Raw genomic sequence first — 12,762 nt, forward strand, 5'->3', positions numbered from 1 at the left:
TAATCTGGACATAGACGAGGAATTCTGGCGTAGTTATGTTGAAAGCGTCATGATTATACTTTCCTCAGTCTGGCTCTTCAGCCTATGATGGAAAACAGAAGCTTAGACAAAAAAGTTATGATTGTCGCCCTGCTATATCTGATTTTGGCTGGAGCTTACCTTCTGGTAATCCCGATTGCTATCTTGCTGTACCTGAAGCAGCGTTGGTATGTAGCTACCTCCATCGAACGTACCTTTATGTACTTTTTGGTATTTTTCTTCTTTCCGGGTTTGTTGGTTCTATCGCCGTTTGTAAATTTTCGACCCCGACGGCGACAAATTGAAGTTTAACGAGATTGGTAGGTCATAACTCTCATGCGACGGATTGACGCTATTGGAATTGGCTTGGGTGTTTTTATTGCCGGCGGCTTGGCATATGTAGGATTGCAGCTAGTCGGTTTGGATAATCAGAAAGCTGGTATATGGAGCCAAGTCTTACTAGTCAGTGGGTTAGTTGGCTGGTTAGCCAGCTATTTTTTCCGTGCGGTGGGACAAAAAATGACCTACCACCAACAGCGGGAACAGTATGAGCAAGACTTTCTCCAAAAGCGGCTAGATGAGCTTACTCCTGAAGAACTAGCACGAATTCAAGCTGAAATAGAACAAGAAGAGCAATCTCAGGTGTAAAGTTATCATTGATGAGTCCAGAGTCCAAAGTCCCAATTTTGACTCTTGACTCTTGACCTTTGACTCTTGACACTTAAATGACTGCGATTTCTCATTGCTTTGAAACCCTTAGACGGAATCGTGAGTGCGCTCTGATTCCGTTTATTACTGCTGGCGATCCAGATTTAGAAACAACAGCAAAAGCGTTGCAGGTTCTAGATCGCAGTGGAGCCGACATTATAGAACTGGGCATACCCTACTCCGATCCTCTGGCTGATGGGCCAGTAATTCAAGCTGCTGCTACCCGCGCCCTGCAAAGGGGAACGAAATTAGAGCAGGTGCTGGAAATGTTGCAAGAGATTACTCCTAAACTGCGATCGCCCATTGTCCTGTTTATCTATTACAACCCAATTCTGCACCGTGGAATTGAAAAATTTCTTCAGCAAATTGCTGCTGCTGGGATCGCAGGATTGGTAATACCTGACTTACCCTTAGAGGAAGCAGCAGGCTTGCTCCAAGCAGCTAGTGAGATGGGAATTGACGTAATCTTATTGATCGCTCCCACCAGTTCTGCTGAACGGATAGAAGCGATCGCTCGTTCATCCCTTGGATTTATTTATTTAGTCAGCGTCACAGGGGTTACAGGGATGCGATCGCAAGTGGAAAACCGTGTGTCTGATTTACTCAAACAAATTCGTTGTGTTACTGATAAACCCATTGGTGTAGGCTTTGGAATCTCCGAAGCTGCCCAAGCCCGTCAGGTAATGGAATGGGGCGCAGATGCAGTGATCGTGGGCAGCGCTTTTGTGAAAAAGTTGGCCCAAGGCACACCAGAGCAGGGACTAAATGCGATCGCTGAATTTTGCCAAAGTCTCAAAGCAGCCATCAAGACCACTAACAACAGTACAAATACTCCTCTTGATTAGACGGGGAAAGTAGATTAAAAAGTATAACAACGCAGTTTTTCTCTTCTTATTTGGTAGACAATTTGACCGTTATGGTTTTGAATATTAACATCAGATATCATGATCTAAAAAAACTAGCTGATCCGCTCGCTTATAGTTTGAGTATTATGTGAAGTTAAGTAGGTATAAATTATGTGTGTGAGAGGGAGTCAGTCACAAATGATTATAGTTACGTCGCAATTGAGGGGCAAAGGCGATGAGTGAGAGTATGGCGTTTATCGGCGGGGTCGCCGTAGCTGGGCTGGCGGCTCTGGTATTGCTCAAAGGGACAAATACCCCCCTACAATCTAATTTTACTGTTGCTTCGCAAATGCCAGGGGCTGTAGTCGCGCCGGGAGTACAGCCACAAATATATCCTTACGGGCCTTATGGGCAACCAATGTATCCCAGTCAGCCACCGACTGCTCCTACTTCTGACCAGCGCCTAGAGATGGAGAAGTTGAACACGCAGATGCAGTTGGAGCGTTTAAAAAACGACAATGAACAGCTGAAGTTGCAAAATCAACAACTCCAAGGCCAAGTTCAAAATTTCAATACTCAGCAACAGTGGCAACAAGCCCAGCAGTATAACCAACAAAAAGTAACAGCACTCCAGCCGCAAAATCCTTGGTGGTCTTCATCCATGCTCTGGGCTGTGGGAGGTGCGGCTCTCACTATTGGTGGTGGTGTTGTCGTCGCTGGGGTATTGGCTTTATTCTCACCACGGCAGCGTCCAGCCCGTACTGTACAAGTGATTCACCCCTACCAAGGAAATACGCCGTCCTTGGTTCCAGTCCGTCGCGCTGAGTTTCTGCCTACTTCTCGGATGGAAGCAAGACGAGTTGAAGCCCCAGAATACGACGAAATGCACTAGGGAAAATAAACCAATTCGCAATTCGCAATTCGCAATTCGCAATTAAACTAAGCCAGACACTTGGAGCGAGGTTTTTACCTTTTCCCTTGTTGATAAACCACAGATAAACACCGATTTAAAATCTCGTTTCCAGGTTCTACCTGGAAACGTTCTTCATTGGGCTGCTGCCGCGAATTTAGGAGGTGGAGCCTGCTTTTAGGCATTCCCAACGAGGTAAACAGTATTTACTGATAACTATTAAAAGCCACTTTTAGGAGTTTCTGTGGTATTGGGACTCTCTTTAGTGGCAGGTTGGTTAGTATTGGGAAGTTTCTGTTGGGTACTCTTGTGATTACCTTGATTTTCTAGTTGACTTAGTGCCTGTTTTGCTAGATTTTCGGCTGCTTGTTTAAATAATGGTTCTATTCTATTTCGCCAATATTGAGTATTAGGCAACTTTTCTTGATGGTTTCTATAATCTAAAACTTTATCCCATTTACCATCATCCAGCGCTTTGTTGATCTCATTAGATAATGCCTCTGCTTTCGCCCAATCTTCCTGCCACTGGGCAATCATTTTGCGTGTCTCTTGGATACTAGAAGCCGCATTTGCCGGAATTGATCTCAAAAGTGCGATCGCTCCAACTATATCTCCTGATTCATACTTCTGTCTTGCTTGTTCTACAATATTGGCACTGTTATCACTAGGCTGCGCTCGTTCTGATTTCCCAGTGTCGTCAGTTAACCCCTTCGATTTTTCTGGTAATGGAGTTACTACATCCCTCGATTTTGCTTTTGGCTTGGGAGTCGGTCGAGTCGCAATCAGGGGACTATCATCTACAATCTTAGTTGCAATGCCCTTTTCGCGCAGGCAAGAACCCCATTCTTGATTATTGGTTATCACATCCGAGTGGGCCCAAGCCAAACGACCAGATTTAAGTTTAACTTCTATCCAACCTCGTTTTGTGCGCTTGCCAGTCACCTCGAAATTGGTGTTATCAGCAACTATTTGCAAAACATTATCAGAATTTATTGAACTAGGTTCAGAACGAATATTGGAATTTCCAACGACAACAGCCGAGCATTTGTTTGCTAAGGCGGTATCGTTACCTGTAAGATTAGAAGCTAGATTTTTCACATTTGGATATACATTTGTTACCAAAGCAGCCGCACCACCCGCCAATAATATGCCAATTAATATCGGCCATGGATCAGATTTGCTAGAGTCTTGACGGGCAGGTTTGACAGGATTTGCTGGTGCAACTGCAACAGTTTGCAGCCGAGATACTTGACGCTGAGATTTGGCTGCTTGGTAACTGGAATTTTTGGCAGATTCTTGAGGTGTGGAAAGTGCAGGTACAGGATTAATCGCGTCTTTACATGCTTGCAGTGCTTCCGTGGCGTTTTGGTAGCGGTCTTTGAAGTGATAATGTACCATCTTGGACAACACTGCCGCCAGTCGGTAGTTCACAATTACAGATTGCTGCCAAATGATTTCGCCCGTTTCTGGGTCTTCTTGCAGTTCTGTTGTCGATAATCCTGTTAGTGCTTGAATAGCGATGATACCAAGGGAATAGATATCACTGTTAGGGCGCGGTTTACCTTGCCCTTGTTCTGTGGGCATATAGCCAGGAGTGCCAATAACTACTGTGGGAGAGGGTTGTCCGCCCACTGTCACCAGTTGTGTACGCAGTTGCTTTACTGCCCCAAAGTCCACTAAAACTAACTTATTATCTGAGGCCCGACGGATGATATTATCTGGTTTGATATCGCGGTGAATCACGCCTTGGCGGTGGACAAATTCGAGAATTTCCAGAACTTCTTGTAACAGTTGAACTACTTGGCTTTCACCCCAGCGCTTACCAGGTATAAGTTCCTCAGCTAGGGTATGTCCTTCAATATATTCTTGTACTAAATAAAATTCTTGATTTTCGTCAAAGTATGCTAGTAGCCTGGGTATTTGGTCATGGTTGCCTAGTTTTTCTAAGGTTTCGGCTTCGCTGTGGAACAGGCGTTTAGCAGTATCAAAAACTCTGGGGTCAGTTCCGGGTTTGAGGTGCTTGACAACGCAGATGGGGTTGCCGGGCCGCCTAGTATCTTGGGCAATGTAAGTTTGACCAAATCCTCCCATCGCGAGGACTCGAATTACATGGTAACGATGGTCTAGTAGCTTGCCGATCATATTCCCTCCCCAGAGTTATTACCTAATTTTTCAGCTGGTAATAAATATCTCCAAATTTTCTTCAATGAAATCCGCTATCTTGAGAAAAGATTTAGATTAAAAACGCAGCTTTTTAATAAACGCAGACTGTTTATTTTTCTTTTAGTGCCCCTGTTTATTACCAATGCCACCTAAAATAACAAACTCAGTTGCATGGCAGCAGGCTGAAATCCTCATGCAACCTGCTTTCATTCGCGTTATCGACAATATCCGCAAGTTGCTTGATGAATCTTCCTGGACAGGAACTTACCACGATGTCCTGATTTGGCCGCCTAGCACCACTGATGAAATCAAAGCATTGGTGACTGAGTTGTTGCAAGCAATGGAAACTGCAACGCCCCAAGAAGCAGATGGAATCAGAGAGACTCTTACTCGTCTGCCGATGCCCCATCCAGGATATCATCTACGTTTGCAGCGTCAACAGCAAGAAGCGAGTATCGATTTGTGGGAACTATGTTATCAAGTGTGTTTTCTGGAATACAGCCCAGACAAGGAAGCTGCTGATGTTGATACTAGTTTAATTGATGAACTGGGTGAAGTGGATTGGCTGCGTTTGGATGCTAAGGCAAAAGAGTTAGTTGAGCAGGCGTTTGCTAAATTGCCAGAAGGGTAACAAATAAAATGGTTAATATTCAGTTCTACTTTCAATACCTCTCTCAAAAAATTAGATAGTTCATTTGATATATGTTGGATCTCGGCTTGTATTTTTATTACCAGTTATTCCCGAATAGGAGTACCGTCCCTGACATCGCCTTTAACTGTGAGACATTCGCACAGCAGCACATAGAAACTTGAACGCCAGCAGTTAATAGACCTCATGCAAAACTCAAAAAATTAGGAATGTCATTTTGAGCGGAACGCAGTTGAGAGAAAAATCTCACTACTCTGTTTAGCTCCGCTCAAGATGACAATTTAAGCATTTATGCAAGAGGTCTAAGAGGTTGTTTGAAAAGTCTAAATTGTTACTCGCCTGGGCGACTAGAAGTCGCACACCAGGTGCTTATGGGGGAAACCCCCAAGATCGCACTGGCTTGGCTACATAGACAAAACCCACCTCCGTGGGTTAAAAAACCTTGATTTTTCGTTAGTCCACGGAGGTAGACTAAGCTTCGTGTAGTAGCGAATTATATTCGCCTAAAACTTTTCAAACATCCTCTAATGATCAAGGTAAGCATACCTATTGCCTTAATATCTAATTTTCTGGTTGCAACGACGACTATTTAATTACCTTAAAATTCTCAATTGTGAGATATTTTTCTTCATCAGCTATCTGACTGTTGTAATCAATATTAATTTTGGTTGGATAGCCGAATCTAGCACTGTATTCCACATTCAGGCTGAAGGCTTTACGCTTGATAGCATCTTGAATCACATCAAACAGCTTAGGAATTGTGTTGTAGTTTTGAAAAAATTCTGGATTAACTGGTTTACCTGTAGCTACAGAAGTGACGGAAGTTGTTTGACCATTACGTACTTTAATGACTACTGGTCCCCTAGCATCGGCTATACAAAAGCAACTATTGCTCAATGTATAGTCATAATTGGAAATATTTTGCCCACTCCAGAAACGGCGATTAAATTCTAATCGCTTTTGTGAGCGCCTTAAATTCCAGTTATTACTCGCTGGCGATTGTGCTTGTGCTATCTCTATGGGAGATTTGGACATTACTGGTAGGTTCAGTCCGAAAGATAACAATAACCCCGCACTGATAATAATAGGTAAACGCATATCAATCTATTGAATTTCAGAAGTATTATACATGTATTATATATTAATTCATCTACTTATTATTTAAGTACACTTTATATTTTTATTAAAATTCTTTAGTGGGTAGCCAAGGGCAAATAGCAAATTTCTGGCTGTAAGGAACTGGTTGTAAGTGTAGTCTATAGCTAAATCAGATCCGACACAATCGCATACACGGGAGAATATTTTCTGTATGCCTTAGAATCCTTACTGTAAAAAACAAAGTTTTTATTTCAAGTATGAATGATTCACAAACTTGGTATATTGTCAAGCGTTCTGTTGGTAATTGCGAAATTCTCCCCAGCGATAAAGTTGGCGACGATAATCTAGAGATTATAGAACAGTGGGGGCCTTTTAGTTTGCAAGAAGAAGCGATCGCTCGGCGTGTCGGACTTATTAGGGCTGGGAAGTGCCAACCAGTTTAAGTTAAAAGTTAGGAGTTTGGAGTTAGAAGTTATGAGTTGACAATCATGGTTTTTATTCCTAACTCCTCACTATTGACTCCTAACTTTATTCCTAACTCTTCATTTTTCTGCTGAAGCTGTGCTCTTAGCAGCAATTTTTTTACCTATCACTTCCACTGCTTTCGCGAATTGGGGATCTTCTAGGGTAGCGAGTTTGTCACGTTCATGGAGCCATAACTCCTCCATCTGCTGTTTGGTCAAATCTACCTTCACATCTGGAGCAATACCTTTATGATTAATATCTGTACCGTTAGGGGTATAGTAATGAGCAATTGTTACCGCTAATCCTGAGCCATCTTCCAAGGGACGCACCGATTGCACTAGTCCCTTACCAAAGGTTTGAGTACCAACCAAAGTAGCACGCTTGTTGTCCTGCAAAGCCCCTGAGAGGATTTCACTTGCACTAGCTGAACCTTTATCTACCAAAACCACCAACGGTTTATTCGTCAAGGCGCGTCCATTTGCCTCTTCTTTTGATGCCTCTCCTTGGCGTTCAACGGTGGAGACTATCTTACCTTTATCTATCCACATCCGGGCAATGTCTACACTAGAGAAGAGTAAGCCACCTGGATTACCACGCAGATCCAGAATATATCCAGCTACTTGCTTGGTTTCTAAATCTTTGATGGCGATTTGCATTTCTTGACCAGCATTGGCGCTGAACTGATTCAAGCGAATGTACCCAAGGTTACCTGCTGGAGTTTTCTTTTGGGAATACTTAACTGAATGGATTTCAATCTCCGCGCGCTTGATGTCAAATTCTTTTGTCTGAGCGTCGCGCTGAATCGTTAGATTGACTTGCGTTCCTGCTGCACCTCGAATCAGGGATACTGCCTGATTAATATCCATCCCCTTGGTATTTTTGCCGTCGATTTTGAGGATGACATCTTTTGCCAAAATACCAGCTTTAAAAGCTGGTGTATCTTCAATTGGCGCAATTACAACCAGTTGCTTCGTTTTTTCATCCTGACTGATCGTGATCCCAATCCCTGTGAGTTTTCCAGAGGTCTCCACTTGCATACTCTTGAATTCCTCTGGGTTCATAAATCGGGTGTAGGGGTCTTCTAGCTTTTTCAGCATTTCCCGAATGGACTTATACGCTTCCTGCGGATTACTGTAGGACTTGCTCAAGTACTCCTTACGAACAGCCTGCCAATCTACCTGATTAAAAGTACCGTCTACATATTGGCGCTGAACAATTTGCCAAACTTCATCTACCAATTCTTTGGGACTTGCTTTAAATAAAGCCTCACCTCGCGAGTGAATGCCAAGGCTAGTAACAGCGATCGTGGAGAGTGTCACTACCGTAGCACCCAAAACAAGCCTACTTTTTGTAATCACCATAATGACAGCTGCGTCAGAGGGAAAATATATAGTCAGTATGCTCAATCTAACACAGGCTACCACTGTACAGATGGAGGATGTATTCCTAATTTCAACAAAATACTTGACAATCCGGTGACCTTGCTAGTTTAAAGATACAAAGTTTTTGGGCATGGGGCACAAAAGGCAGAGGGGCAGTTCTTGCTGGGGGCAAGGGGGAGAATGAAAATTACCTCTTTCCCCTCTGCTCCCCTGCTTCTTCCCCAGTCCCCAGTCCCCAGTTACCTTACGGTTCTACCCAGCGATCATCTGCTTTAATTAGGTTAATTAATTCCTCTACACCTTTATCTTCTGAGACTTTTTTAATTTCTTCTCGGCCACGATACAAAGAAATATAACCAGGTGTTTTGCCAACATAGCCATAGTCAGCATCTGCCATTTCTCCGGGGCCATTGACAATGCAACCCATGACTGCCACGTCTAATCCAGTCAGGTGTTTAGTGGCTTCCCGGACTTTGTGCAGCACTTCCTCTAGGTTAAACAAAGTGCGTCCACAGGAAGGACAAGCGACGTATTCCACCATCGTTTTTCGCAATCCCAAAGCTTGGAGAATGCTATAGCAGACGGGAATTTCTTTTTCTGGTGCTTCTGTAAGTGAGACGCGAATTGTATCGCCAATGCCATCAGCAAGTAAGGTAGCAATACCAGCCGTGGATTTAATTCGTCCGTATTCGCCATCACCGGCTTCCGTAACGCCTAAATGTAGCGGATAATCCATACCCAGTTGATCCATGCGCTTGGCCATAAGGCGATAGGCGGCTAGCATCACTGGTACTCGTGAGGCTTTCATGGAAATTACCAAGTTGCGGAAATCCAAAGATTCACAGATGCGGATAAATTCTATGGCAGATTCCACCATGCCTTCTGGAGTGTCACCGTAGGTAAATAGCATCCTTTCAGCGAGGGAACCGTGATTTACCCCAATTCGCATGGATTTACCTTGGTCGCGCAAAGAAACTACCAGAGGTTCTAAGGTTTCGCGGATTTTATCGCCAATTTCGTCAAATTCGGTTTTAGTATACTCAGTTCGATTAAGGTTTGGCTTTTCAAACACATACAAGCCCGGATTAATCCGTACTTTCTCTATGTGCTTGGAGACTTCCAGAGCGATTTTCAGCCCATTGTGATGGACATCTGCCACAACTGGTATGTCTTGGTAAGTTTTAATTAATTTTTGTTTAATTTCTGCTAAAGCTTTAGCATGAGCCATACTCGGAACTGTGACACGGACAATTTCGCAGCCAATTTCGTGCAGACGACGAATACCAGCTACCGAACCATCAATATCAAGAGTGTCTTCGTTAATCATTGACTGTACCACAACGGGATAGCCGCCCCCAATGGTGACATTTCCCACTTTTACAGGACGGGTTTTACGCCGCTTGATAGTTGTATCAAAAGTGGGTTGATCTACTGTGGTGTTAGAAGTTGTAAGAGTTGGCAGAGTTTGCATAACCCTATTAGGTAAATTTCCTGTAGCTAAAATATCAGATTTGATAAATCTCTGTTTCCCAGATTGCCACAGTTGGTGGCTCTTTTGGACGATCAGATCGAAAAAAATGGAGAATCAGAATCAGACAGGCAAAGAAATAAAGACCAATTAAAAACTCTTCTAACTGAGTAGCGTTAACGATCGCACAGCGTTCCTTAGGAAAGCTTAACGAGGAATCAGCACAAATGTAGTTGACGATGTTTTACCTTATGGTTGGTTTACAGATGAGTGGTTAGATCAACGGTTGGCAATGTTGCAAAGTTTAGATGAGAGCGATCGCTAAATCTGTTATTTTATAATACAAATATACTATTAAGGAAAGAGGTTGAGGAGCGATCGCCCCTACTACCAGCTAAATTAGACTTATCACCAAATGCTTTAACTCCTATGCTAGAAAAAACATCTACATTCCAGAAAGCCATAGAAGCAGTAGAAGCGTTAGATCCAGAAGCTCAGGATATTCTTGTAGATTATTATCCAAAAGCGCCTCAAACAACAGCGACGGGATGACTTATTAAAAGAAATTGTGCAAGCAGAAAGTGATTATGCTCAGGGCAATGTCCGGCGTGGTTCAGTTGCAGATTTGATGGCGGAGTTAAACGAGTGAAAAATTTGGTTTGGAGTCCAACTTTTGTTCGTGCTTTTAAGCGTCTAGTCAAGAAAAATCCAGAGTTACGTTCTCAAATTGAGCAAATATTACAACAAATCGCTGAAGACTCATTTAAACTCAGTTTACGTAGTCACAAGCTAAAAGGTGATTCATCGGGTAGATACTCATGCTTAATTGATTATCGTAATCTGATTTTATTTAAATTTGTTACAAATCCTGAATCATGAGAGGAAGAAATTTTGTTGCTAACTTTAGGTTCTCATGATGACGTTTACTAAATTCACCATTATTTTTAACTAAGGCAAGCCTAATAATTAGAAAATAAGTACAGATTTTAAATGAACACCCAAACAACAACCCAACTAGCCATTCCCCCACATTTTAACCCTGAAGAAGTGGGCGAAGTCTGGCGCGTACCTTACCAAGAACGTGCCGCCGAAGCTGAAATCTGGGCAAAACAACATGATATCAAACCTGCATCTTTAGATAAAACCCGTATTTGCCTACTATTAATTGATGTCCAAAATACCTTCTGCATCCCCGATTTTGAATTATTTGTAGGTGGAAAATCTGGGAATGAGGCGGTGGATGATAATGTCAGATTATGTGAGTTTATTTATCACAATTTGGGAGTAATTACAAAAATTGTACCCACCTTAGACACCCACACAGCAACGCAAATTTTTCATCCGATCTTTTGGGTGAACGCCGCCGGAGAACATCCCACCCCAGCAGCAACTAGCATCACACCAGCAGATATTCAACAAGGTATCTGGAAAGTTAACCCAGCAGTTGCTAACAGTGTTACTAATGGGGATTATGAACTATTAGAAAAACATGCTTACCATTACCTTAAGCAACTAAGTCAAGATGGGAAATATCCGCTCACTGTTTGGCCTTATCATTCTATGTTGGGCGGTATTGGTCATGCTTTAGTTTCATCGGTAGAAGAAGCGATATTTTTCCACGGCATTGCTCGTCAAAGTCAGACGCAATTTGAAATCAAAGGTGAAAACCCCTTAACAGAAAACTATTCCATCTTACGCCCAGAAGTATTAGAAGATTTTGAGCAGCGTCCACTTGCTCAAAAGAACACGCACTTGATTAAGCAACTTTTAGAATTTGATGCAGTAATTATTGGTGGTCAAGCCAAAAGTCATTGCGTCGCCTGGACAATTGACGATTTATTAACAGAAATTAAACAGGTAGATGCTAGCCTTGCTCAAAAAATCTATCTCTTAGAAGATTGCACTTCCCCCGTTGTTGTTCCCGGTATTGTGGACTACACAGAACAGGCAGATGCAGCATTTGCAAGGTTTGCAGAGGCAGGAATGCATATCGTAAAATCTAGCGAAAATATAGCATCCTTTTTTTAACGCAAAGGATCGTAAAAATTCGGTAGAGGAACACAGAGATTTCTTCTGCGTTCCTACCCTGTGAGAAGGCGAAGCGCCTATGCGTTTCAAAAGGAACCTTATTTCTTCAAATAACCCTTTGGATCTTCTGCTACCCAACCCAGAGATGAGCTAGAACGCACTTCAAAATGGAGATGCGGTTGGCTGGAACTTGGTTGTCCACTAGTGCCTACTGTTCCCAGTAAGTCTCCTTTTTTCACTTGCTGACCGACAGTAACTTTGATCCTGTCAAGCTGGGCATAGCGGCTTTGGAGTCCGCCACTGTGGTTAATAATCACCAACTTGCCATAAGTACCTTGATCATTAGCAAAGGCTACGGTTCCAGGAGCGATCGCTTGTACAGCACTACCTACTGGTGCTAATAAGTCAACACCACTATGAAAGAAAACTTGACCTGTCGCAGGATTGATTTGCCAGCCATAAGCTAATCCTACAGTTGCCACTTGTGCTAAGGGATAGCCAGACAGAGATGCCCGGTTTGGTGTGCCTGTATCAGTAGGTAAAGGGGACTTAGTTACAACACCATTGGGCGACCAATTTACCCCTGGAACAAACACGATTCTGGGGTCTTGTTGGCAGCCATTCACCTCAAAAAGGCTATCAGCACGAACTTTGTATTTTGCCGCCACTTCTCGCCAAGTTTCACCGCGAGGCACTTCGACTACAACCCCATTGTAGGGAGGAATTTGAAGTACACTACCAACGACTGCAATCGCACCGTTCTGTAAAGCTGGATTCATGCCGATAATAGTTGTGGGAATGAGATTGTAGCGCTGCGCTATGCTCTCCAAAGTTTCGCCACGAACAACTTTATGGCGTTGGAAGCGAGATAGGGCTGGAGTTGGGCAACCACCTACAGCAGCGTTAGCACTGTTCGAGTTTGGCACTATGGATACTAGTCCCAAGGCGCTAACTAAACTACAGAGAAACAGTTGACGAAAAGGTAAAGTCATGTATACAGGTCAGGAGCGCATTAACTTTAGATTTTA

The 12,762-nt window shown here is 43.1% G+C and carries 14 protein-coding genes; 9 read left to right on the plus strand and 5 right to left on the minus strand.

Annotated elements, in window-relative coordinates:
- Nucleotides 1-84: 84 nt before the first annotated feature.
- The 4 genes from ndhL to V7K49_RS30080 all read left to right on the plus strand — a co-directional run bounded on the left by ndhL (nt 85) and on the right by V7K49_RS30080 (nt 2,463).
- Entirely contained in the window at nt 85-330 is a 246-nt protein-coding gene (gene ndhL / locus V7K49_RS30065) for an NAD(P)H-quinone oxidoreductase subunit L (protein WP_334866424.1), read from the plus strand.
- Nucleotides 331-354: 24 nt separating this feature from the next.
- A complete protein-coding gene (locus tag V7K49_RS30070; protein WP_273764580.1) occupies nt 355-666 on the plus strand; it encodes a DUF3007 family protein in 312 nt (103 codons plus the stop codon).
- Nucleotides 667-743: 77 nt separating this feature from the next.
- On the plus strand, nt 744-1,571 hold the full coding sequence (gene trpA, locus V7K49_RS30075) for a tryptophan synthase subunit alpha (RefSeq protein WP_334866421.1): 828 nt from the start codon (nt 744-746) through the stop codon (nt 1,569-1,571).
- Nucleotides 1,572-1,806: 235 nt separating this feature from the next.
- Nucleotides 1,807-2,463, plus strand: coding sequence for a heterocyst differentiation related protein (locus V7K49_RS30080; RefSeq protein ID WP_335208903.1), 657 nt, complete (start codon nt 1,807-1,809; stop codon nt 2,461-2,463).
- 237 nt (nt 2,464-2,700) lie between these two features.
- Here the strand turns inward: V7K49_RS30080 and V7K49_RS30085 are convergent, their stop codons facing one another.
- Nucleotides 2,701-4,623 (minus strand): serine/threonine protein kinase, encoded by a 1,923-nt coding sequence (locus V7K49_RS30085; RefSeq protein WP_335208905.1) that lies wholly within the window; start codon nt 4,621-4,623, stop codon nt 2,701-2,703.
- Nucleotides 4,624-4,786: 163 nt separating this feature from the next.
- Here V7K49_RS30085 and V7K49_RS30090 point away from each other — a divergent pair, with 163 nt between their 5' ends.
- The gene (locus V7K49_RS30090; protein ID WP_334866415.1) at nt 4,787-5,275 is read left to right on the plus strand and encodes a hypothetical protein; all 489 of its coding nucleotides are present in this window, start codon (nt 4,787-4,789) and stop codon (nt 5,273-5,275) included.
- Between the two features lie 603 nt (nt 5,276-5,878).
- Here the strand turns inward: V7K49_RS30090 and V7K49_RS30095 are convergent.
- Entirely contained in the window at nt 5,879-6,391 is a 513-nt protein-coding gene (locus V7K49_RS30095; protein WP_335208906.1) for a DUF6174 domain-containing protein, read from the minus strand.
- A gap of 257 nt (nt 6,392-6,648) precedes the next feature.
- On the opposite strand from V7K49_RS30095, the gene V7K49_RS30100 reads away from it, so the two are divergent.
- Nucleotides 6,649-6,834: a DDE transposase family protein gene (locus V7K49_RS30100; RefSeq protein ID WP_335208907.1), complete on the plus strand. Its 186-nt coding sequence runs from the start codon at nt 6,649-6,651 to the stop codon at nt 6,832-6,834.
- A 99-nt stretch (nt 6,835-6,933) separates the two neighbouring features.
- On the opposite strand, the gene ctpC is transcribed toward V7K49_RS30100, so the two are convergent.
- Nucleotides 6,934-8,217, minus strand: a complete 1,284-nt coding sequence (gene ctpC / locus V7K49_RS30105) for a carboxyl-terminal processing protease CtpC (protein WP_335208909.1) — start codon at nt 8,215-8,217, stop codon at nt 6,934-6,936.
- Nucleotides 8,218-8,482: 265 nt separating this feature from the next.
- Nucleotides 8,483-9,709, minus strand: a complete 1,227-nt coding sequence (ispG, locus tag V7K49_RS30110) for a (E)-4-hydroxy-3-methylbut-2-enyl-diphosphate synthase (protein ID WP_273764568.1) — start codon at nt 9,707-9,709, stop codon at nt 8,483-8,485.
- 426 nt (nt 9,710-10,135) lie between these two features.
- Here ispG and V7K49_RS30115 point away from each other — a divergent pair, with 426 nt between their 5' ends.
- The 3 genes from V7K49_RS30115 to V7K49_RS30125 all read left to right on the plus strand — a co-directional run bounded on the left by V7K49_RS30115 (nt 10,136) and on the right by V7K49_RS30125 (nt 11,734).
- Nucleotides 10,136-10,258, plus strand: a complete 123-nt coding sequence (locus V7K49_RS30115; RefSeq protein WP_334866406.1) for a hypothetical protein — start codon at nt 10,136-10,138, stop codon at nt 10,256-10,258.
- A 93-nt stretch (nt 10,259-10,351) separates the two neighbouring features.
- The gene (locus tag V7K49_RS30120; protein WP_334866404.1) at nt 10,352-10,585 is read left to right on the plus strand and encodes a type II toxin-antitoxin system RelE/ParE family toxin; all 234 of its coding nucleotides are present in this window, start codon (nt 10,352-10,354) and stop codon (nt 10,583-10,585) included.
- A gap of 111 nt (nt 10,586-10,696) precedes the next feature.
- Nucleotides 10,697-11,734, plus strand: coding sequence for an isochorismatase (locus V7K49_RS30125; protein WP_335208910.1), 1,038 nt, complete (start codon nt 10,697-10,699; stop codon nt 11,732-11,734).
- 98 nt (nt 11,735-11,832) lie between these two features.
- Here the strand turns inward: V7K49_RS30125 and V7K49_RS30130 are convergent, their stop codons facing one another.
- Complete coding sequence (locus V7K49_RS30130; protein WP_335208912.1) at nt 11,833-12,726, minus strand: M23 family metallopeptidase; 894 nt, start codon at nt 12,724-12,726, stop codon at nt 11,833-11,835.
- Nucleotides 12,727-12,762: the final 36 nt, after the last annotated feature.

This window comes from Nostoc sp. (assembly GCF_036919675.1).
Taxonomy (GTDB): domain Bacteria; phylum Cyanobacteriota; class Cyanobacteriia; order Cyanobacteriales; family Nostocaceae; genus Nostoc.